We start from the raw sequence: 22,799 nt of genomic DNA, 5'->3' as shown, positions 1-22,799 counted from the left end.
TATGTCTGCGAAACTCATAGCTCACCGAACTGCGGCGAGGAGGGTAAGTAACTCTGGGTTCACGTCTATCGAGCTTTTGGATAGTGGTTTTTCAGTTTGCCCTAGGTGCCACCCTCTAACTTTTTACGTCTTCATCGCCGTCGACTGACAACAGGCAATTATGCCGCAACACCCGGTAGCTGCTTTGGGTTGATATGGTATGGCCCCGTCGTTATTCTCCATTCATCCAGCTGAGACATGAAGGAGCATGCCCGGATGCCAATCGCTACCCACCAAATCAGTCCCTGTCGCCTGGACAGTGTCTAGCGTGTCAGCAATCTTCGCTCACTTGGAGAGGATCCAAGCCGCCAAGCCGACTAACTTCGAAACGCTGAGAATCGCGCTTTTGGATAAGGGCTTCTCCCTTGCCCAGATCAGCAGGGTTTTCGCCGTAACCAAGCTTGGGAAAAGCAGGTATCAGGTCGAGGTCATAGATCAGGCCGAGTTCGCAGATATGCTCGTACAGTTCAGGCCAACCTCTGTGTCAGGGAGAACCGGGGCTGCGCTCGACGGGAACAGTCATGCCGCTGGCGTAACTACTTCTATGCTGGTGATCCGCAACCTTCAGGAGCCGCACCCGGTGGTTATCCTAATCGACGAGTTGGGAGCCCGTACTCCACGTCCAGTGTGCCCCACAGCTGTGGTCGTTGAAAATCAAGAGAACTTCCTGCGCCTGTTGGAGACCGCGGCACTAGTTGCCAGCTTGATTGATGTTCCACCCGACCAGATTGAGTTCATCTATGGCTCAGGGAATCAAGTGACCAACCGGCTAAATTCGCAATTTCTTTCGACTTTTGTCCAAATCTATTGCCTGTTTGACGTTGATCTGGGCGGAATCCGGATGTTCGCCTCATTGCACTCCTTGCTTGGTAGGAAGCCAGTATTCCTATACCCAGGCGACATCGAATCCAGACTAGAGCGTTCCAAGTACCCCATGAGCAACGCGCAGCGTCAGGACCTGGCTGCCTTCGAGAACCTCTCAGAGGCTACCAACACGGTTATAGGTCTGATGCGTAAGGCATGGCGCATGCTCGAACAAGAAACCTACCTCGCACCCGACCTGGGATCGCCCAAACCATGACCGTCCCTTCGATGTTTTATGAGGCCTTCCGTATCAAGCAGCTGGTGTTGGTGAACTGTGCAGCCTACTGCTACACGAAAATCCGCCTCGATCAGCACACAGCCCTATTAGGTACAAACAACCAGGGTAAAACCTCAATGCTCAATGCCCTGAAGTTCTTCTTCCTACCGGAGGAAAACTTGAATGGCTGCGAGGATAAGTTCGGTTTCCGCAACTCCAAAGGTCTCTACGATAAGTCGGCCAGCTATGACTGGTACTTTCCAGAGTCCAGTTCGTTCATGATCTTGGAAGCGGAAAATCCCCATGGGCCTTTCTGCATTGTGCTGAATCGCAGCAATCGGCCGTTCGGTTACGAGCGCCAAGGAGTGCCAGTTACCTACGACCAGATCGAGCACTTGTTCTGGGATAAGACCTCCTCTGTGAACAGTGGAATGGGGGCTCCCGTGGACCACCTTTCTCCGTTAAATGTGACTCCCAGTCTTAAGAAGCTGGGCGCGGTGTTGATGCGTGACGTAGCCACGATCAAGGAACGGATATACAAGCACCAATCAATCAAGACTGTGGAAGGTCGATTTTGCCTTCTTCCGTTGAAGGGTGGTGGTGCACAGCCGCGGGAGATTGAGGCATGGAAGAGTCTCATTCGTCTGGCCTTCGATATCGGAGCCAAGGATCAGCGAACGCTGCCTAACACGATCGCTACGATCATCGAGGGCAACAAAGATCGGCCGGAGGCGGAGCTGAAGATTCGTTTTCGCGACATTTTGGATCGCTATGACGTGCTGCGTGTAGAAAACGACAGACTGCTGACTGTCCAAAATGCTACGCCGAAGTGGACCCAGTTCGACGCTGGGTACCGGAGCCTCGTTGCGTCTATCCAAGGGTTAATTGGCACGCTAGTGGGGGCCGATCGATCCATTGAGGAAGAACGAGCATCAATTCAGCGGCAGCGGGACACAGCTGCTGCTGCATTCACCGAGGCCAACCGCACTTTCATTGGTGTTCGCGAAGAGGAGCGATCCAAGAACCGTGATCGGGAACAACTAACTGGGCAAATCATCGAGCAAACCAAGGAACACAACGTTGCTCAGCAAGATAGCTTTCGGTTATCTGAGCTGCGTCGTGAATATAGTGGCATGGAACTGGATGAGGCCGTACTGATACTCGAGGAATTCATTGAACAGCGACAGGCCCGTATTGATAGTCTTCAAGATGCAGTCACTAAGGCCGAAACATTTGCAAATGCACAGCGACAGGATCGCATAGACAGCGCTCGAGAAGATCAGATACGTGCGTCGCTTGAGCAGAGCTTGCATAGCGTCCTTGAGCAGCTCGATGGCTTCAGTGCCGATATTCTATATACCCTGAACAGCAGAGCATTCACGGCAGTATCTGGGCCATTGAGCAGTGAACACCATCGAGTGATCCGCGAGTTTACAGGATTATTCTCCTCCAGGGATGGAGCTTTGGTCTTTCTGGACCAGCAAATACCCGTGGAGCTCCTGCCCTTCGATGCGCTTCAAGCTCGCCAAAATTTGGAATCAGATCTTCAAGACCTTCGCCGGAGGCGTGAAGGCAATCGCCGATTGATGAAGGATCTTGCCGAATACTCCTCCAAGTCCAAGGAGCAGGTGGAGTCGTCGGTAAAGGAGTTGCACGCCGAGATTGCGCAGACTAGAGATGATATTGACCTGTTGCGCAGGCGGGAGCATGTCGAGCGGACTTATGAGGAAAAGACTAGGCGACTGAATGAGTCGAAGGCCTTGTTCGAAGAGTTCGAAGAAGCTCTTCGCGGGTTTAGGGATAAAGTACAGACCCTAGAAAATACCCGGGATGGGTTTCAGTCCGATATCGACCGGCTAAAGCACCGAGATTTGCAGATTGCCTCATGGCAGCGAAGTGTGAAAGACTCCCTTCAGTTGGACCTGGCTTATCTGCGTCCAGACAATTTTAAGTTTGAGTCACAGTATCTAGAGGTGAACGACGAAACAATAAAGGCCATTCACTGCCGAAAGCGTCAGTTGAATGATAGTTTTGACAAGGTAAGAGAGCCGCTGGTTTATCTCCTAGAGCAGCAATTGCTCACTGGTGATGACTCGGAGGCTGCCCATTTCGCGACCATTAACATCGATTCCATGGCGCGCTTTCATGAGTTGTTCTCAGTAATATTTGGCCGTTTGGAAACGGAGCAGGAAAATCATCGAAATAGTGTTCAATCCCACAATCACGATACCTCCATCCAGATTAAATCGATACAGCATGCGAAAACGCTGATTACGAACTTCATCTCGAAGTTAGAAGATCATCTGTGTGATATTCAGGTTTCCAACTTGGAAGCCGTTAAGATCGATTGCAAAATGCATCCTCAGTTTGAAGAATTGCTGATCTCATTCGATCAGATCAACCTGATGTCGAGCGGCCTGCACTCCCATGTGTTGTACGAGAGAATCGGGAGCTTCTGCGGTCAATTTTTTGAGAAGGATGCTCGGCGGGATTCTGTTCTTAACATGGAGCGACTCATTGAGAACATCGATTATATGGTGAAAAAGAAAGGAGACGACCGCTTCACGCAGATCGCTCAGTCGACAGGAACATCAGTAATGATCAACTGCCGACTTCTCGCGTTCCTGTTGAAGGGGCTTCTGCAGCCGGACACCAAGATCAATCTCCCGCTGTTTATTGATGAGTTGTCCAATCTCGATGATCAGAATCTCAAAACGGCTAGGGAAATTGCCGACTCAGATGGTTTCTTCGTATTCGGCGCTACGCCGACCCTCACAGGAGCAATCAGCAAGGTGTTGGGGAACTATGTGAATCTGAGCTATTTCACCGCCTTTGAAGAATCTTATAACTCGAAGCGACCTGGACTTTTCACTGGCCTCAACGAGTTCCTTCTGTCTAAAGGGAGAAATGAGACTCTGCCAGCCAACTTGGTTGAGGGTGATTAATGATTGTTGCTACTGACGTCACGATCACCACTATGATTGAGCACAAGAAAATTTACCTGGACTTGATCGATCATATGGATCAGTCCGGAGTAGGGGATGAGGTGAGCGTCCGACTTTATGAGCACAAGCTTCGTGGCTTGCTAGATGCAGTCGCCCCCCTCCAGCGAGGGCGAGGCGGGGTGGAGAAAGTTGACGCTGTTCGCCGAAAGCTCGAAGCCACGCTCGATATCGCAAACCTTCAACGCGCCGGGTTGATCCTGCAGATCGATCGTTCTAGGGGGGTGATGGCGTTTGCGCCATTTCTGATCGAGATGTTCAGGCACTTTGATCTCGCTCGTTTAAGGCACCTGAACAGCGCCGACTTTGAAGCGATCAGGCGATCTTTCAATGAATTGCAGAAGGTGTTCCTGTCGATGCCTTCTTACAGTGCCAATGATGATGAGTTCGTTGGGCAAATAGGTGTGTTGCGACGGGAGGTCCGCTTCGCTCAAACGAAAATGAAAGAAAGCGTTGAGAGCCTTCATGGGCAGTCGCGACGTCTGGCTGACATCGTTGATACCATGCGTGCAGAGGTGATTAGTGAGTCTCAGCAGGCACAAGAGGCGCTCCGCGAGATCAATCATATCTACATTCGAAGCATCATTCCGTCTCTTGAGTTTCTCAACCAGCATACCGATTTGAAAAATGGCGTTGCCGCCCTAACTGCCCTGACTGAGATCGGCGACCACCTCTTCAATATGGGGAATAAGGTTTTGGGTAGTCAGATCCACTACGCAGTGGAGACCATTCGTTCATACCGACACGATATTGAGATCATTCGCTCGTCGTTGATGCGATATGTGCAACAAAGCAGGATACAGCGATATTCATATGACTGCATCGAGCGAGCCTGGAACTCAATCCATTCAGCCTCAAAAGTCCTGCAGGACGGTAGTCTGAAGGGTAATAAGCTGCAATTGGATCACGAGGTATTTCAAGTCAACCGGACGTTTCACGGGCTCAAAACAAGGCAGTACGAGGCGAAGATTGAATGGTCTTCTCAGAACCATCGTATTCTCCTCCAAGAGCATCTTCGGACGACGCTGCCTAGGGTCAAGGAAACTAAAGTCAGTATTCACCGGATAGGGGGGGTATCTGATGAGAAGGGTAAAAATCTATTGCGTCTCGATATGCGGATGGCGGCGATTGGCGCCCTGACTGAGCAATGGCTGGCAGAGGACACTGACGACGTGCATGTCGCGATGTTTCGACTTCTTCATTCTCAGCTTCAGGATTTTGATCTCTCCGACGTTCTTACGTCTCTTACATTCCTAATGCACCGAGAGGGCCTCACTATCAGCCCGGTATTTCAGATGGGGTTGATCGAGACTGAGGCGCAGTCGATGCGATATTACAAACACGAATTAAAGGTAGCTCATGCTTAATCAGGGGATAATTAATGAGGGGATCGCTGGCCTCACGAACAAGCGGTTGAGCGTTGAAATCTACGAACAGCTCATGAATGGGAAGGCCATCAACAGAAGCATTTTCAGCGATGGTGAGCTTCGACCCAACCAGTGCTTTGAAGAGCTGCTCAATCATTTTGATCATTATCGTAACCTTTACAGCCAGATCGGCTATGAGTTGGTAATGCAGGAAGGGTTCGCATTCATTCGAACTCCGGGATGGGGGGATCAGGTGGAAGACGCCGTGCGCCGCATTCAGGCGCTGCTGCTGGTACTTTTTCGTGGTGCGATGGAGCTTGGATTCACCATGGATGTCCTGACCAAGGATAATGCGGGACTGAGCAATGCTTATCTCGAAGTGATCGGCAGCGGTGAGGACAAGCAGGAGGTTCTGCACGCCTGCGGCATGAAAGGTGACACGCTACTCTCTTATGTGAAGACGCTGGAGAGCCGAGCGATTGCTTACAGGAACGCGAAAGGGAATTTGGTTCTGACTGATGCCGGCGTCGCGTTCTACAAGGAGTTACTTGGGGAGGGAGACATTCACGCCTGATGACTTTCCTAATCTGATAGAGCTGCACCTATCTCAAACCACATTGTCCTACGATTCGTTCAGTTTTGTATGGGGTGGGACCATACAGCAATTCCTTTCAATGAATGCTTCATCGCTTCCGTCCTCGGATAACGCATCAATAGGCTTTTCAAGCTGGATCAGGACGTTATCCGATTGGTGCAGTGTTAAATCTCCGTTATTCCCTAACCACCGCGACTCTCTCGCTGGTCAAATTTTCAATGCTTTTGAGGAAGTCCTGGCGGTCTGAGTGAAGGCGCCGCGGCCTAGATCATTGAACGCGAAATCCCGGTGGTGCTGATGAAACACTCAGATTTATCGTCAGTCACACCCTTACCAATCCCCTTAAACCTGCACGCATCATCCGTGAAAGATGGCGTTCAATCCTATTAGCAAAAAACGTCAGCATCCGGTAGTGTGAATGATGGAGTGACAACGGCCTCCACTCAGATGCCCTAGATGTTAGGACAGTGTCTGGATGGGGCCTTTTCACATGCTGTTAAATGACTTGTATTAAGTCGGGTTGGGATCTGGAACAACTCAAAGGAATGCGCATGGGTACTATAACTCAAAGCAGTAATGCAGGGCCGAATAGCGGTACGAGCCAGAATGAGCTTCGACGGATGTTCATAGCAATGTTGTTCGCGTTAGTTGCAGCTACTATCGCGCAGCAAATAGCGGAACTTCTATTTGTTATAACTGGTGGCTGGGATTTGGCTTCGAGCCCTACCAAAATGTGGAATAATTTACTCTCTGGAAATGGGCTTTTATTTGCGTCACTAAGTCACTCATTTCTAGCGCTTTTACTGGTTTCAATGAGCTGGGTTATGTGGTCAAAGTCTCAGGCAGCTGGACATAAGACCGAAATAAAGAGTATTTTTTCAAAAGAATTTGTACTTTTATTGATAGAGGTTTTTCTAGTAGTTTTATATTTTGCTATTGCAAAAACAATGGAGCAAGATTTTTCGGCATATTCAAAAAATAAGGAGATAGCTACATATGTAGGAGTTACATCTGCTAGGCCGGAAGCTCTTCAGATGATGTGGGTGTTTTCAGTGTTTTTTATCTGGGATGTGATCGTAGATGTTATATATAGTCCCCGGGCTCCTCACCCAACTCGTAAGCGCGATAGAGTTTATACTTTCTTGCAAGGGATCTTGTGTTATTGTTCGATTTCTTTCCTCTGTGCATTTGCGGCATGGCTGATAAGCAGAGTCGCGCCTTCTGCAGGTAATGCCTATGAAGCTTTGTGGGGTGACATCGCATTGGTAGCTCTTTTGCTTTTCTTTGCATTAGGTAAGCAATTAGAATTTTACTTGATTAATTTTTTTCCAGGTGAAGAGAGTAGAGACAATACTAAGAGAAACCATCCTCCTTCGACTAGAGCATCAGTCGGTATGATGTTCCTAACTTTGGTGTACATTTATTCTTATATGGTGTTGATATGGCCTCCGAGCTTCCTTCAATAATTGGAATAGTCGGCCCAATTCGGGCGGGTAAGACTACAGTTACGAAGTACTTAGTAGAAAAGTACGGGTATATCTCAGCGTCTAATTCGGATATTTTAAGGGGGGTTTTAAAAGGGATGGGAATCGAGCCTGATAGAAAGAGCTTAGGGGCTCTAGGGGACTCTATTTTCAAGGTTTTGGGAAATGACATTATTGCTAGATATCGTTTGGGCAATCTCCACATGGGGCGGATTGTAGTTGATGGAATTCGATATCCTGACGAGTTAGCACGCTATGCTGAAGTGTCTGATTTTAGGTTGTTAGCCGTTACGGCAGACCCAGATCTTCGATTTCAGCGGGCGGTTGGGGAGTCTAAGGAGTTTAAAGATGTCGGAATCTCCCGTGAAGCTTTCGACAGCTTTGTACACTCGAGAAGTGAACTTGATGTTCCTTCTCTCATATTGAGAGCAGATAAGATTATCAATAATGAAGGTGGGCTTCAGAGTCTAAAACAAAAAGTAGATAAGACCCTGAAGGAATGGCGATCATAGTCAGGGCTGCCGATCTATTAATTCTTTTAGTGTGATTGCGCAGTTTTCAAGCTGCGCGTCACTTTTTCCGAGAATCCAGTATTCATGATCGCGGCATAGATTGGCGCTGTCGATGATTTTTTTAATTTTAAATCCGGCCTCTATCATTTCGGAAGTTAGTTTTTCCCTAGCTTCATTGCTACGGCGATAGACATTCGCTACGATAACACCAGATGAGCTTAGACGTTTATACAGTTCAATGAGTTGTTTTTTGTGAAATGGAAAGTGCAGTACAAATACGGCAATTACCATTTTAAAATAATCTGTCTTAGAGGGCAGGTTGCAAATTTCCCCAGAGAAGGCATAGCACTCTGAGTTTCTCTCAGAATGGAACACTACAACTTCGCTATCTGCATCAGATAGTACGTAGTGCATTTCTGCAGGCACTTCATCTTCAAATACGGGATTCCTACCTGCTCCTATTTCTAAAAGAGTCTCTGGGCCGACCTTTTTAGCTAGCGCTTTAAAAAGGGAGCGTACTTCTACGTTAGTCTTGCTTATTAATAGCGGGTATTTTGCACGAGCACGACAAAGGCTGCTGACACCTTCTGGTGTTAGCTCATCTAGATGCTTTGTTTGAGTATAAAAGTAGTCCATGAAGCGATAATAATTCACTTTGAAATATACAATTGCTTCTGGCCCTTTTTTTGTGTGGTCAACGATTTTCAGTACGCCATCTTCGACAATTTCAAACATAGCCTCGTTCATGCTCCATTCCCTCGGAATTTAATTTTTAACAAATATCAGGATATCTTCGCACTTGACTTTCGCCATCAAGCGTCTACGGCTTATTTTTATGTTTCTTTCTTTTCTCAACGCGAGGGAGAAGCCACGCTCAACTGCAGCGGTAATAAGGTCTTCCGTCGTTGATGCTCTAGCTTGAGATTCTCCAACTACTAAAGCCATTGAAGAACCTTTCTTCAATATGCGGAAGCTTTGTTCGAAAAAGTTAGTAATGAAGTTCATATAACGTTCATGACTATCTTTTCTAAAACGATTGGATCGGGCGCCGGATTCAATTGCTCTAAGTTTTTCGAAATCTCTGAAGCCCAGCCTTTCTGCTGCAAGCTCGTCCTTATCGAACCATAAGTAGCTAAGCCGCTGAGATTTCACATAGTCGGCAACACCATAATATGGAGGCGATGTCATGATAAAATCAACATGTTCGCTTTTAATGGCTTTCATATTAGCTACGCAATCGCCAGCTAATAATTTGTAGCGAGAGCGCGTTTGTGCTCTCGTCTCGCCTTCAATGTGAACTTGAACTGCCTTGTGTGATAGCTCTGTGATTTTTAGATATTCATTGCAAGCATTTCTGAATATTAACAGAGCATCTTTAGACACGATTTCGAAGGGTTTTGGCTTGACGTTATCGCAAACCCAACCCCAGTGCCGTCCTTGCGAGGACGTGTTTTTTAGTATTCCTGAAAATATAGCGAGCAGACATTTTTTTAGTTGAGGGTTTGGGGTCTCAAGGATGGATGCTAAAAGGCGATTTAATGTAAATAAAGTATCCGGGTGATACCAGGCTCTGAGCTCTTCTTCATGAGGATGTGATTCTGGATGCAGTGTCCCAAATAAATCTTCCGACTGATTTATAATTTTATCGATTCGCTTGCGCAAACTTTTTGGGTCGGGGAAGAAAAGCTTAGCCTCGCTCATAAGTAAGGCAATTGGGTTGGTGTCGATTCCAATAAAATTTCTACCGAGCCTTATTGCCTCGACACCAGTAGTCCCAGATCCATTGAACGGGTCTAGAACGATGTCGTTCTTTTGAGTGAACGCAGGGATCAGAGTACCCGGAATTGCAGCTATGTATGTTGCTGGATACCAATGAAGAGAGTGTATCCCCGAATTGCTTTGATTTGGGAATGACCAGTCAATACTTTCTAAATGTTCAGTTGAGTTCAAAGTGCAGCTCGTCCGTTTCTGCGAAGAAGCTTCCTTTATATGTTTCCGGGAATTCAGCTTCGAAAGTATCAACTTCAAAAAGATTGAGGAAAGATTTTGTTACGCCCTCTCTCCAATCGCTTATATCTTTTTTTAGTAGTTTTGCTTTGCCCTGTGTCTTTTTAATGAGTGCGATCATGCAACTCGTGGAATTTTCTCCCAGGGTTTTTATTTCGGAATCATTATCGATAGTTATTTTTATTTCTCGACAGACTAAACTTTTTTCATTCCATACAAAATAGCCGGAGTCATTGAAAGAAACTTTCACCTTTTCAGAAATGAATTCGGCGATTTCAGCATTTCTTAATTTCTTAGAAGTATTGAAATTCTTGAACCACACATAGTCAACAAGGTGGTACTCGCACCCAGATATTAACTGCTGCGCAAGAAGCTTTGTATTTTTGTGCTGTCGCAGTCTTTCTTCGAATTCCGGCTCTGTCATATACCAGTTTTTAGGTGTAATTATTTCGCTATCAACTGCAAGGCGGACAAGGTCGGTTTGAAGTGCGTTATATGGGATGCACTCTGGATGCGCTATTATCATAGTGTAAATGCGCTGTCTGAAATCCAACCATTGTTCAAGCGGTTTTATGGCCTCTCGGCTGAAAGAGAGACCTGATTTTTCATTAAGTCGCATGTGTTTACGTATTTCAGCTATGTTTTCTTTGGCGTTATCCCAGCCAAGCATTGCTGCCATGCGGTGAACATTGTCAATGTTGTCAATATCAATATCAGCAGATACAGCACTGTGAGTGCCTTTTTTTGGGCAAACTAAACTGATCACAGCGCTTTGATCAATATTATGATTTCGTAAAATTTTCGCGAGCTGCAGCTGTTTTCCAGGTACTATTTCTTCATAGTCATTACCTTCACCAATCACTCCACGAATTAGCTGTGATAGAGTTTCTTCATGGTTGAAGTTAGGTGCGACCCGCTTAAGCTCTGATTCTACCAAGTGACCATAAGGTGGGATGGCGGCGTCATGAAGAATTGCTGCTGCTAACAGAGCTTTTGTCGCATCAGGGCTAAGGTTGCTATTGTGTGCAAGTTCAACCGCTAAGTATGTAACTCCGATGGAATGCGGCAGGCGTCGGGATCTGCCAAGTTCTTGGATTAGGGGGACATCAAAATTCATTTGACGCATATTGCGCAGCCGATGGATCTCCGGGCTATCGATAAGATCAGCGAGCAAAGAGGTTAGGTTTTCATCCGAAAACCGTATGATCCCATGCAAAATGTCGTGGAATTCCATAAGGCCCTTCATTTCAAGCGTATCGGTGGGTGCTACCCAAATTTTTCAATTGTACACGCTAAAGACTCGTGGATCATACGTATAGCCCATGTCTTTCCAAGCTGTAGCCGTTCTTTTGGAGTGATCTGACACAAGATTTACAGTCGTGTCTAGCGTCATCACGTTTGGATCAAGGGCTTTGCCAGCTATGCTCGCGCGTTCCCTTGTCGAGTGCGTGTGCTAGGTTCTGTATGAAATCATTTGAAACCAATGTCGCCACATTTGAGTCTCGGTATTCGGTAGCGTTCGCGCCCATCGAAGGCAGGAGGCCACGATGGTTAAGCGGCACAAAAAAACCGATGCACCCTGGGAGCTGATTGCTGATCTTTTTGGACAGCCTCGGCGTATCGGTCGACCGAGAGTCGATGACCATTTGATGCTCAATGGCGTGTTCTTGGTGCTTTGCTCAGGCGCTGCGTGGCGCGACATACACGAACGTTTTGGGCTTTAGTCAACGGTCTACCGACGGGTTCTAGTTTGGCGCAATGAGAGAGCGTTCGACCTGATGCTCAAGTGGCTGCACATCAAGCTAAACGAAAAAGGACTGATTGATCTAGAAACTTGGATGATCGATTTCAACGCGGGTTATGCAGCCCGAGCCTAATCTGGCGCCGGGAAAAAGGAGGGCTGATGAACTCTCAGCGTCATGCGCCAGGCCGTAGTCTCGGAGGCCTGACCACCAAGGCGCGCTTGCCTGCGTATTCGAGATAGCCGTCCTTGACCTTCGACGTTTTTGTGCTCTTTAGCCATTGACTCACTATCGCGTGAGGCTCCGTTAATTGATGGGGGGCTTCAATATTCCGCCGGAGTCTAGGTGAGTTCAAATCAGTGCCAATCCTGGCGAGCGAGTTGTCACGGTCGAGCACTTGGAATCTGATATTGCCTTCGACCTGAGGAGGGTTTGCAGTGTCGCTGCTTTTCCGATTTGTTCCAGTGGCCACGCCCAGGGAGAGGGGGGCCGGCGTTGCGACAAGCTTTGGCGACCGCGACGTCGCAAACACCAATGTCGTGGGCCAGTTTGACCCTGGGTGTTTACGATACTTTTTCGAACAGTTCCACGACGGTGAAGCTCACGAATGTGTACATGTAGTCTGTCACCTTTGCTCATCGCGAATTTAAGGTCATAACACGGGGGCGCGGATGTTAAATTTCTGGAAACTCTGAGTGCAACCGCTTATGAGGGTACTCGTGTCTCTGGCACCGCGTTCGCTGGAAAAGACAACATCGACTCGTTTGGCGTGTGCTCGTAGGTCGAGGACAGCACCGCATTGAGTCGATCGCCCAGCAGGTTCCAGGCGTTTTTCTTCTCGTCGGCATAATCGTGATGTAGGTAATGGCGTCTCACCCGAGAGCCGGCCAGTACATGATTTTGGCAGCGATCGATGACGTCCAGGCTGATCCCTAAAGCCTGCATCATGGTCGCGCCGGTGCGGCGCAGGTCATGCGGCGTCCATTCGCCGTTTTGGCCGTCGGCAAGGACCAGGGTATCGTCGTGACGCCGTCTGGAGAGGGCTTTGCGGTTTTTGAAGCGAGCCTGGCGATCGCCGACCTGTTTGCTCACCACTTTCACGTCCACATGCCCATCATTCAGTTTGTTCGGAAAGCACCATTGCGAGTCGCCCGTCAGGGTTTTGAGTTCCTGAAAGAAATGCACGGCGAAGGGCGAGAGGAAGACATGGTGGTCCTGCTTCTTGCCGCGGGTGCCTTTGACGTTTTCGCTGGGGAGGAACCAGGTTTGCGCGTCCAGATCGACATTCTTCCATTCGGCCTGCAGCAATTCACCAATCCGGCACAGCGTGCCCAGGCTGATCCAGAGCGCGAGCTGCGTTTCCTTCTTTAGCGGACGAATGCCGTCGTATTTTTTGCCCGCGGGGAGGGCGTCGTAATCGGCAGTCATTTGCTGGAAGCGGTTGTGCAGTTCCAACAGCTCAGCCGGTGAGAGGATGCGGCTTCTTTCTGCCTCGTAGTCGGCTGGGATCAAGGGGGAGATGTCGACCAGCTCAGTCGGATCACCCTCGATCAATAAGGCCCGCCAAGGCTGACGCTTTCTAGCCCAGCTGAACATCTGGGTGAGGTCGGCGAAGAAGCTGATGGCTTGCCGGTGAGCGCCGCGATTGATCACGGTGCGAATCAGCGCCCGAACATCGTGTTCGGAGACATTGTTCACCGCGGTCCTGCCAAGTGCCGGGAATAGGTCCTTGTTAAAACGGCGCTGCAACTCGGCATTGCCGTCTTTTCGCGCCACGCCATCCAGCAGCCAGGCCTTGGCCAGATCCTGGACGGCCAGCGTTTGCACCTTCGTCGTTTTTACTAGTTCAGCCTCTACGTTAGCAGCGGCGTATGCTTGTGCCTTGGCGGTTTTCTTCTGCTCGTTGGGATTGATCTGCTCATCGATGAGCGCACGGGCCTGGTTGCGGGCCTTGCGGATGTCCGTCAGGGATTTGCGCGGCCAGGTTCCGCAGGCGTACTCTTTGTTCTGGTCGCCCCAGCGATAACGATAGAAAAAACTGACCGACACACCGTCCTTGCGGACTGAGATTCGACCGGCCAGATTGCCATCCTCTCGGAGGATTCGGCCGGCATCGTTGGGAGTCAGCGACTCGAGTTCTTTGATGGTGATTTTGGCCAAGAAACGGACTCCCCCTACTTTTACCCTCACAAAAACGTCGGCTCTTGATGGACGTTACTGGACTCTCGTAGAGCAGAACACCGCTGGAGCTCACGTAAATACTCGCTTTGAAAAATCCACAGTAAAATTTTGGAGTCTTTCAAGAAGTATGAAAAAGGAGATGGGGTGCTAGGTTCGAGTGTTCGAATCACTCCGTCCCGACCATATTTTCAATGACTTAGCCCAATCTGAAACGATTGGGCTTTTCATGCCCGCAAAAAATAATCGCGCCTCGCACGCTGACCGCGAAGGTCGGTGAAGTCCCCACTTTGTTAACGCTGCAGCCTATCTGAAGACCCGCCATCCCCCCTGAAAAATCAGAAAACTCGATCATCATCATCGGCATTTTACGGTTTTTCGATAACGCCCATTGACGATAATCCAAGCTTCTAAAAAAAAGAGGGCTATCCGAATGTCGAAGGCAGAAAGCTATACGGCCACCGCGAAGTGGTTGCACTGGGGCATGGCGCTGATCTGGGTGGTGGCTTGGTTTGTCGGGATTGTGGCGGTGCATTGGCGCGATGAGCTTAACCCTCAGCACCAGCTCACCTTTGTCCATAAGGCGATGGCCAGCGTTCTGCTCTTGCTTATCGTGCTGCGTGTTGGCTGGCGTCTTACACATGCGGCCCCGGCGATGCCTGCGACGATGAGCCCGCTGATGCAGCGGGGCGCGTTCGTCGGTCATCTGCTGTTGTACGGCGTCGCGCTTGTGGGGTTGCCGATGTCTGGCTGGTACTGGAGTTCGGTTGCAGACAAACCCATCCTGCTCGCCGGGTTGTTGCTGTTGCCGCCGCTGGTGGAGCCCGATCAAAGTCTCTATGACTTGGCGAAGGCCATCCACACCTACACTGCCTGGTTATGCGGGGTACTTGTGGGTGGGCATGCATTGGTGGCGCTGAAGCATCACTTCATTGACAAGGACAACGTGCTCGCAGGCATGCTGCCCGGCCGCGGCGATTGAAGGGGGAGCGTGATCGGCGCGCTCCAGGGCTTGGGCCCTGGAAGTGCGCGTAAGCTTACTGGAGCATCGCCTGGACTTCCCCCAGCGTCACGCGGGGTATGACGCTCTCGGGGATCCGCGAGCAGTCGGAGAAGTTGTACACCATGAAGTCATCACCCATGACCTTCCTGGACATCAGCTCGAGCGAGGGAAGGATGCGGGTTTCGTAGTGCTCATCGAGCCCGCAGGGCGACTTGACCGAGTCTTGGGTCTCGTAGAATCGTCCCGAATTTTCATGCAGGTCGACGCCGACCAGAAAGACCTTGGTGAAGCCTGCGTGGTAGGCCAACTGGATGGCCAGGTAGGCCACGGTTCGTGCGTCGAAAAAGCCCTTGCTCATATCCTTGCTGAAGCCTACCGGCCTTTTGCGCATTGCGAGCAGGGAGTGGTCGGCCACCAGGGCAGCGTGTCTGCCCATGGCCGCATCGAGCCAGGAGGGTCTTTTCGCCTTGGTCAGCCGATAGAGCTGCCCGGTCGGACGCGCACGGGACGATTGCGCATGGTCCTCCCACAGCGCCACGCGTTTGCTGGTTGCCATGGCGTATTTGAATAAATCCGGCTGTTGCTTGGAGAAGCTTCTGTCGGTGCAGGCGTAAAAAAACGGTTGGATGTCTGTGTTCAGAAACATCGAGACAGCGCCATTCATCGTGATCATTGGCACGTGCGCAAACGTTTCGAACGGGAACGACTTGGCTGACAGGCCGGAGGCAATAATGAATACGGCGCCTGATTCGATATTCCGACAGCTATCAAAGTCGTGCACAGCCTGCTGGCTTGCGTTAGCGTGCCTGGGGCCTGAGAGGCGGGCATACAGAGCGTCCTTGGCGGCGCCAGCATGCTCGGTCTCGACGAAGGACATCTGTTTCATCCGACCCATCCGTGTAGTGAAATGAAAATAGGTACATCAGCCGACCCGGAAGCTTCGTGGGAGTTCCTTTATAAAAAAGACTACATAAACGCACGCTTCGAAAAATCCGAAATTCTTGTGGCTGTTTTCCCCATTTTTCAGGGAGGTGGCGTCGCCATTTCCCTGCGATGTTGAAGAAAGTTGGCCGAAGCCTGTCCCCTTTTTTCGCCTCGCCTGTCATTCCAGGCAAGTGAACAAAATCGAGAGCTTCCTCCAATGCCCGCAGTTCTACCTTTGCGCTTGCGCCCGTTGCTGAAACTGAGCCTGATGCTGAGCCTCAGCGCCAGCCCGTTGTTCGTCCCCGTCAGCTATGCCGAAGACACTGCCGCCCGGCGCAGTTACCAGGTGCCGGCCGGTAGCCTGAGCGCGGCGCTGACCCGGTTTGCCGGGTTGTCGGGCGTCAACCTGTCCGTCGACCCGGCGCTGGTCAGCGGCCGCAGCAGCAGTGGCTTGTCCGGTGAATATGGGGTGGAGGAGGGCTTTGCCCGCTTGCTGCAAGGGTCGGGCCTGCAATTGCAACCGATGGGCGACCGCGATTACATGCTGGTGCCGATACCGGATGGCAGCAGCCTGGAGCTGGCGCCGACCTCGATTCTCGGCACCACCGGCCTCTACGACGGCGACACCTACGCCGGTGGCCAGGTGGCGCGGCGTGGCTCGCAGGGCCTGCTGGGCACGCGGGATTTCATGGAAACCCCGTTCAGCATGACCACCTACACCCAGGATGCGGTGAAGAATCAGCAGGCGCGCACGCTCGGTGACCTGATTGCCAGCGACCCGTCGGTACGCGCCACCAACCCGGCCGGTGGGCGCTATGAACAGTTCACCATCCGCGGCTTCAGCCTGTTCAACAGCGATGTGGCCTACAACGGCCTCTACGGCGTGTTGCCGACCTACACCATCGACATGGAAATGGCCGACCGCGTCGACATCTTCAAAGGCCCGACCCAGTTGATCAACGGCATCTCGCCGCGTGGCAGCGTGGGCGGCGGGATCAACGTGGTGCCCAAGCGCGCCACCGACAAGGACATCAACTCGTTTACCGGCAACTGGGCCTCCGACAGCCAGGCCGGCGGCGCCGTGGATGTAGGGCGGCGCTTTGGCGAGGACAACAAGTTCGGTATCCGCTTCAACGGCGTCAAGCAGTCCGGCGACACCGAGTGGGACCACCAGAGTGTCGACCGTGAAATGGCCGTGCTCGGCCTGGATTTTCGTGGCGAGCGCCTGCGTCTTTCCACGGATATCGGTCACACCGAGCGCGACACCGATGCCCCGCAGGAGCGGGTGCAGGTGGCAGCCAATGCGCCGGTGCCGAGCGCCAACGATGTGCGTCGCAATTACGCGCAGTCCTGGAGCAAGGCCAGCACCAACGACACCTTCGGGACGGTCAACGCCGAGTACGATCTCAGCGATAACGTGATGCTGTACGGCGGTATGGGCGCGCGCAAAAGTAACCACGACTTCCTGCGCCATGCAGTGTCCGTGACCAACGCCACCGGCGACTTCCTGGTGCTGCCGCGCGATTTCACCCGCGATGAAAACGTGCGCACCTACACCGCCGGCGTGCGCAACTGGTTCCAGACCGGCTCGGTGAGCCATGAGGTCAACCTGGCCGCCAGCTACTTCTATATGGATTTCGAAAACGGCGGCGCACGGTATGCGCAGGGTCGCAGCAACCTCTACAACCCGGTGCAGATACCGACACCCTCGGTGCAAACCCGCCCCGATCCGAAGGTCTACACCGAGAACCGCTTCAGCGGCGTGGCGTTGTCCGACACCCTGGGCTTCTTCGACGACCGCCTGCTGTTGACCCTCGGCGCGCGCTGGCAGCGGGTCAAGGTGGATGACTGGAACAACGGGGTCAAAGGCCGCACCGCCTACGACGAGGAAAAGGTTTCGCCGTCCGGTGGCCTGTTGTTCAAGGCCACCGACAAACTGTCGCTGTATGCCAACTACATGGAAGGCCTGAGCCAGGGCAAGGTCGCGCCGTCGACCTCGGCCAACGACGATGAAATCTTCCCGCCGTTCATCAGCCGCCAGGTGGAAGTCGGCGCCAAATACGACGCCGGCGCCTTTGCGGTGACCGCTGCGGTGTTCCGTATCAAGCAGCCTGCCTACGAAACCAATGCCATCACGACGGTGTTCGGTCCCAACGGCAAGCGCCAGAACACCGGTGCGGAGCTGAGCATGTTCGGCGAGCCGCTCAAGGGCGTGCGCCTGCTCGGCGGGGTGATGTACATCGACAGCAAGCTGCAGGACACCACCAACGGCGCCACCAACGGCAACCGCGCGCCGGCCACGCCCAAGTACAACGTCAACCTCGGCGCCGAATGGGATGTGCCGGGCCTCGAAGGTTTGACCCTGACCAGCCGTGGCATCTACTCCAGCTCGCAGTACCTGGACACCTCCAACGTCAAGGAGATCGACGCTTGGAACCGTGTCGACGTCGGCGCGCGCTATGCGTTCAAGGTGGATGACAAGCACATTACCTTGCGCGCGAACGTGGAAAACGTCGCCGATAAACGCTACTGGAGTTCGGCGGGAGCGTCGGATGACAGCGAGCCGGGGCTGACCCTGTCGACACCGCGTACGTATTTGCTGTCGGCTACTGTCGATTTCTGATCGCTGTGACGGGTATGCCTGGGTGGGGGGGCTTTCTATGGTGAGCAGGCTTTCTAAGGTGAGCCTGCAGGGCGGGGTGCACAGGATCTTTTGTGGCGAGCGGGCTTGCCCCGCGTTGGGCTGCGCAGCAGCCCCTTTCAAGCAAAATGCGGTGTGCCAGGTATTCCATGCTGATCTGTTTTGGGGCTGCTGCGCAGCCCAACGCGGGGCAAGCCCGCTCGCCACAGGCGCGTGCTCACCACAATAAATTTGCTGACTCCAACAAACCTGCTCACCCTAACAAGTTTGCTGACCCCAACAGGCTTGCTCAGCACAGCAAGCCCGTTGCCAGGGTGGAAATGAGAATGTTTTTTGATCACGCCGCGCCGATATGGAATAGTACCCGCCGTTTTCCCCAGCCTGTCTAGCCGGGGTGTTTTAACGCCGAGGTACTTGTCATGCGAATGCTGCGCTCCATCCCGACCCTTGCCGCCTGCCTCCTGGCGTTTTCTTCAAGCGTATTAAGCGCTGCGCCCATCGACCTCAATGACGGCCAGCACGCCGTGCATCTGCCCGATGCGCCCAAGCGCGTGGTGGTGCTGGAGTTCTCCTTTCTCGACAGCCTGGCCGCCGTCGACGTCACACCCGTTGGCGCCGCCGACGATGGCGACGCCAACCGCGTGCTGCCCAGGGTGCGCCAAGCCATCGGCCAGTGGCAGTCCGTGGGCCTGCGTTCGCAGCCGAGCATCGAGGAAATCGCCCGGCTCAAGCCGGACCTGATCGTTGCCGACCTTAACCGTCATCAGGCGCTGTACAGCGACTTGGCAAGCATTGCGCCGACCCTGTTGCTGCCCTCGCGCGGCGAGGATTACCAGGGTAGCCTCAAGTCCGCCGAACTGATCGGCAAGGCCCTCGGCAAAGGCCCGCAGATGCAAGCGCGTATCGCGCAGAACCGCGACAACCTGAAAAAAATCGCCGCGCAGATCCCTGCCGGTACCAACGTATTGTTTGGTGTCGCGCGGGAAGACAGCTTCTCGGTGCACGGCCCGGACTCCTACGCGGGCAGCGTGCTGCAGGCGATCGGCCTGAAGGTGCCAGCGGTACGCGCGAATGCGGCGCCGACCGAGTTCGTCAGCCTGGAGCAACTCCTCGCCCTCGACCCGGGTTGGTTGCTGGTCGGCCATTACCGCCGCCCGAGCATCGTCGACAGCTGGAGCAAGCAGCCGCTGTGGCAAGTGCTCGGCGCCGTACGTCACCAGCAGGTGGCCGAAGTGGATGGCGACAGCTGGGCGCGTAACCGTGGGGTGCTGGCGTCGGAGCAGATCGCCGAAGACGCTTTGGCGATTCTCAAGGGCGGTAAAGCCGTACTGAGCCAATAAGCATGGCGCGCAGTGTGGCGGCAGCCGGCATTCTGCTGCTCGGCGCCGGGTTGTTCTGGCTGTCGTTGTACAGCTGGTCACCGTTCACCCTGACGGCGGCGGATGCCTGGAACGGCCTGGTTCATCAGGGCCGTGTCGGCGGCAACATGGCCTATATCGTGGCTCAGTTGCGTGTGCCGCGAGCGGTGTGCGCGGCGTTGGTGGGGGCTTGCCTGGGCCTGGCCGGGGCGCTGATGCAAGGCATCACCCGCAACCGCCTGGCATCGCCTTCGTTGTTCGGCGTGACGGCGGGGGCGGCGTTGGGGCTTGCGTTGTTTTCCACCGGGTTGGTCGCGTTGCCGTTCGCCGGCGGCGCCTTGCTGATGACCTGCCTGGGCGGCGCACTGGCCTGGATCACGGTGTTCAGCCTCGGCGGTGCCTGGTCGCCGACCACGGCCCAGGGGCGCCTGGTATTGGCGGGCGTTGCCGTCGCAGCCCTGTGTGCTGCCTTGACCCGCCTCACTGTGATCCTGGTCGAGGCCCAGGCGCAAAGCGTGTTGAACTGGCTGGCCGGTTCCCTGGCCAACGTCGGTGCGGCGCAGGTGCAATTGCTTTGGCCGTGCACCTTGATCGGCGGCCTGTGGGCGCTGTGGTGCGCGCCGCGCTTGAACCTGATCAACCTCGGCGAAGACGCCGCGCGCTCGTTGGGCGTGGGCATCGCCAGCCTGCGCCTGCAGGTGTTTGTCGCCAGCCTGTTGCTGGTGGGCGCTAGCGTTTGCGCGGTGGGGCCGATTGGTTTTGTCGGGCTGATCGCGCCGAATATCCTGCGCCAGTTTCTCGGCAACGATTACCGCTGGCTGATCCCGCTGAGCGCGGCGTTGGGTGCGGTGATCGTGCTGGGCGCCGATCTGCTCAGCCGCGCCGTGGCCTTCCCGGTGGAAACCCCGGCCGGGGTGGTCACCGCGTTGATTGGTGCACCGTTCTTCCTCTTTCTCGCCAGGCGTGCCCTATGACCCAGCCACGATTGCGCCTCTGGCTGTTGCTCGGCCTGTTGCTGCTGGCGGCCTTTGTCAGCCTCAGCGCGGGCACCGTTTGGCTCGCGCCGGAGACCGTGCTGGACCGCCTGCTGGCCCATGACGCGCTCGACTTTGAAGTGTGGAACCACCGCCTGCCACGCAGCCTGATCGCGATCCTCGCAGGCTGCGCATTCGGCCTGGCCGGGGCGATTGTGCAGGGGGTGATTCGCAACCCGCTGGCCTCGCCGGAAATTCTCGGCGTGACCCAAGGCGCGGGATTGGCGCTGACCGTGGCGATCATCGGCTGGCCGCACCTGCCGATCGCCTGGCTGCCGCTGGTGGCGTGCCTGGGCGGTGCCGGCGGCGCGTTGCTGCTGGCGCTGTACAACACCGGCGTGAGTTTTTCCGGGGTGCGCTTTGCGCTGTCCGGGGTGGCGATTGCGGTGACCCTGTCCAGCGTCACCGAGTTTCTGATCCTGTCCCATCCGCTGGATATCAACACCGCCTTGCTCGCGCTGACCGGCAGTCTGTGGAGCCGCAACTGGCACCATGTGGCGCTGGTGCTGCCGTTCCTGGTGCTGATCCCGCTGGGATTGTGCCTGGCCAAGCCGCTGAACCTGATCGCCCTGGGCGATGAAGCCGCCCACAGCCTGGGCACCGCGCTCGGCCGCACGCGCTGGCTGGCAATGGTTTGCGCGGTGCTGCTCACCAGCCTGGGGGTGGGCGTGATCGGCCCGATCGGGTTTATCGGCCTGGTCGCACCGCACATGGCGCGGCGCCTGGTGGGCGGGCATCACCACTATTTGCTGCCGGCGGCGATGCTGATCGGCGCGCTGCTGCTGGTGCTCGCCGACACCCTCGGGCGCAGCTTGATTGCGCCCAGCGAAATCCCTGCGGGGGTGCTCACGGCGGTGATTGGCGCGCCGTATTTTCTTTGGTTGCTGGCACGGTTCAAGGGCTGATCACATGAGTATTCTCCACGCACGACAGCTCGATATCGGTTACGGCGCGACGCGCATCGTGCAGGGCCTGTCGTTCGCGCCGCCGGTGGGCAAGGTCACCGCGTTGATCGGCCCCAACGGCTGCGGCAAGTCCACCTTGCTCAAGGCATTTGCGCGCATTCTCAAGCCGACCCAGGGTGAGTTGACCTTGGATGGCCAGGCCTATGCGAGCCTGTCTGCCCGCCAACTGGCCCGACAGGTCGCGTTTCTGCCTCAGGTGTTGCCGGTGCCGGAGGGCGTCAGCGTGCGCCAGTTGATCGCCTACGGTCGCAGCCCGCACAACTCACTGTGGGGGCGCCTGAGCGGCAACGACCAGTCTCATGTGACCCAGGCCATGCAGCGCCTGGAACTGGATAACCTGGCCGACCGTGCCCTGGCCGACCTGTCCGGCGGCCAGCGCCAACGTGCCTGGCTGGCCATGGTGCTGGCGCAGAACGCGCCCGTGGTGCTGCTCGACGAACCCACCACCTACCTCGACATCAGCCACCAGGTCGAACTGCTCGACCTGATGGGCGAACTCGCCGCCGAAGGCAAGACGGTGATCACCGTGCTCCACGACATCAACCAGGCCTGCCGCTACGCCGATCACCTGGCGGTGATGCACGGCGGCAAGCTGGTGGCCGATGGCGCGCCGGAGCAAGTGATCAGTGCCGAATTGATGCGCCAGGTGTTTGAAGTGCAAGTGCAGATCATGCAGGAGCCGGTGGCGGGCACGCCCATGTGCCTGGTCGAGAAGAGCACCCGGCTCGGTTAGAAAATGGGGAGTGGGTTTGCTCGCGAAGGCGGTGTGTCAGTCACCTCATGCAGTGGCTGACCGACCGCTATCGCAGGCAAGCCAGCTCCCACATTTGGGTTGTATTTCAAGTTCGAACCGGGTCGTACATCGGC

At 54.0% G+C, this 22,799-nt stretch carries 18 protein-coding genes; 13 read left to right on the top strand and 5 right to left on the bottom strand.

The genetic code is table 11. From position 1 onward, the window contains the following. Positions 1-307 precede the first annotated feature (307 nt). The 6 genes from AC07SI_RS14200 (at position 308) to AC07SI_RS14175 (ending at position 8,080) form a co-directional block, all read left to right on the top strand. Positions 308-1,120, top strand: a complete 813-nt coding sequence (locus AC07SI_RS14200) for a hypothetical protein (RefSeq protein WP_495005929.1) — start codon at positions 308-310, stop codon at positions 1,118-1,120. Further along, a complete protein-coding gene (locus AC07SI_RS14195; RefSeq protein ID WP_495005928.1) occupies positions 1,117-4,065 on the top strand; it encodes a hypothetical protein in 2,949 nt (982 codons plus the stop codon). Before AC07SI_RS14200 ends, AC07SI_RS14195 begins: the two co-directional genes overlap by 4 nt. Then, positions 4,065-5,489 (top strand): hypothetical protein, encoded by a 1,425-nt coding sequence (locus AC07SI_RS14190; protein WP_495005927.1) that lies wholly within the window; start codon positions 4,065-4,067, stop codon positions 5,487-5,489. The genes AC07SI_RS14195 and AC07SI_RS14190 overlap by 1 nt, the downstream gene beginning before the upstream one ends. A gap of 46 nt (positions 5,490-5,535) precedes the next feature. Further along, entirely contained in the window at positions 5,536-6,063 is a 528-nt protein-coding gene (locus tag AC07SI_RS14185; RefSeq protein ID WP_495005926.1) for a condensin complex protein MksE, read from the top strand. A gap of 572 nt (positions 6,064-6,635) precedes the next feature. Further along, on the top strand, positions 6,636-7,550 hold the full coding sequence (locus tag AC07SI_RS14180; protein ID WP_495005925.1) for a hypothetical protein: 915 nt from the start codon (positions 6,636-6,638) through the stop codon (positions 7,548-7,550). After that, a complete protein-coding gene (locus AC07SI_RS14175) occupies positions 7,526-8,080 on the top strand; it encodes an AAA family ATPase (protein ID WP_495005924.1) in 555 nt (184 codons plus the stop codon). The genes AC07SI_RS14180 and AC07SI_RS14175 overlap by 25 nt, the downstream gene beginning before the upstream one ends. Here the strand turns inward: AC07SI_RS14175 and AC07SI_RS14170 are convergent, their stop codons facing one another. Genes AC07SI_RS14170 through AC07SI_RS14160 form a run of 3 tightly spaced genes read right to left on the bottom strand, consistent with a single transcriptional unit; the run spans position 8,081 to position 11,321 of the window. Next, complete coding sequence (locus tag AC07SI_RS14170) at positions 8,081-8,827, bottom strand: class I SAM-dependent methyltransferase (RefSeq protein WP_495005923.1); 747 nt, start codon at positions 8,825-8,827, stop codon at positions 8,081-8,083. 18 nt (positions 8,828-8,845) lie between these two features. Next, the gene (locus AC07SI_RS14165) at positions 8,846-10,030 is read right to left on the bottom strand and encodes a DNA methyltransferase (RefSeq protein ID WP_495005922.1); all 1,185 of its coding nucleotides are present in this window, start codon (positions 10,028-10,030) and stop codon (positions 8,846-8,848) included. Then, positions 10,017-11,321: an HD domain-containing protein gene (locus AC07SI_RS14160; protein ID WP_495005921.1), complete on the bottom strand. Its 1,305-nt coding sequence runs from the start codon at positions 11,319-11,321 to the stop codon at positions 10,017-10,019. Before AC07SI_RS14160 ends, AC07SI_RS14165 begins: the two co-directional genes overlap by 14 nt. Positions 11,322-11,634: 313 nt before the next feature. Between AC07SI_RS14160 and AC07SI_RS14155 the strand changes: the two genes are divergently transcribed. Continuing rightward, entirely contained in the window at positions 11,635-11,811 is a 177-nt protein-coding gene (locus AC07SI_RS14155) for a transposase (protein WP_495005920.1), read from the top strand. Positions 11,812-12,534: 723 nt separating this feature from the next. On the opposite strand, the gene AC07SI_RS14150 is transcribed toward AC07SI_RS14155, so the two are convergent. Next, positions 12,535-13,989, bottom strand: coding sequence for a tyrosine-type recombinase/integrase (locus AC07SI_RS14150; RefSeq protein WP_495005919.1), 1,455 nt, complete (start codon positions 13,987-13,989; stop codon positions 12,535-12,537). A 451-nt stretch (positions 13,990-14,440) separates the two neighbouring features. On the opposite strand from AC07SI_RS14150, the gene AC07SI_RS14145 reads away from it, so the two are divergent. After that, complete coding sequence (locus tag AC07SI_RS14145; protein WP_106803202.1) at positions 14,441-14,989, top strand: cytochrome b; 549 nt, start codon at positions 14,441-14,443, stop codon at positions 14,987-14,989. Positions 14,990-15,044: 55 nt separating this feature from the next. Here the strand turns inward: AC07SI_RS14145 and AC07SI_RS14140 are convergent, their stop codons facing one another. Further along, the gene (locus AC07SI_RS14140; protein WP_495005918.1) at positions 15,045-15,896 is read right to left on the bottom strand and encodes a WaaZ-like lipopolysaccharide core biosynthesis protein; all 852 of its coding nucleotides are present in this window, start codon (positions 15,894-15,896) and stop codon (positions 15,045-15,047) included. A 255-nt stretch (positions 15,897-16,151) separates the two neighbouring features. Between AC07SI_RS14140 and AC07SI_RS14135 the strand changes: the two genes are divergently transcribed. The 5 genes from AC07SI_RS14135 (at position 16,152) to fecE (ending at position 22,665) form a co-directional block, all read left to right on the top strand. Continuing rightward, on the top strand, positions 16,152-18,557 hold the full coding sequence (locus AC07SI_RS14135) for a TonB-dependent siderophore receptor (RefSeq protein ID WP_495005917.1): 2,406 nt from the start codon (positions 16,152-16,154) through the stop codon (positions 18,555-18,557). A 443-nt stretch (positions 18,558-19,000) separates the two neighbouring features. Further along, complete coding sequence (locus AC07SI_RS14130) at positions 19,001-19,915, top strand: Fe(3+) dicitrate ABC transporter substrate-binding protein FecB (protein ID WP_371920694.1); 915 nt, start codon at positions 19,001-19,003, stop codon at positions 19,913-19,915. A gap of 2 nt (positions 19,916-19,917) precedes the next feature. Continuing rightward, complete coding sequence (gene fecC, locus AC07SI_RS14125; RefSeq protein WP_120449169.1) at positions 19,918-20,907, top strand: iron-dicitrate ABC transporter permease FecC; 990 nt, start codon at positions 19,918-19,920, stop codon at positions 20,905-20,907. After that, complete coding sequence (locus AC07SI_RS14120) at positions 20,904-21,872, top strand: iron chelate uptake ABC transporter family permease subunit (RefSeq protein ID WP_495005916.1); 969 nt, start codon at positions 20,904-20,906, stop codon at positions 21,870-21,872. Before fecC ends, AC07SI_RS14120 begins: the two co-directional genes overlap by 4 nt. Positions 21,873-21,876: 4 nt before the next feature. Next, positions 21,877-22,665: a Fe(3+) dicitrate ABC transporter ATP-binding protein FecE gene (gene fecE, locus AC07SI_RS14115; RefSeq protein WP_065903609.1), complete on the top strand. Its 789-nt coding sequence runs from the start codon at positions 21,877-21,879 to the stop codon at positions 22,663-22,665. The last annotated feature ends 134 nt before the right edge of the window (positions 22,666-22,799 follow it).

The organism is Pseudomonas sp. GW821-FHT05D12, from assembly GCF_059419825.1.
The sequence above is the reverse complement of the archived record's forward strand: the minus strand, read 5'-3'. Positions and strand labels throughout refer to the sequence as shown.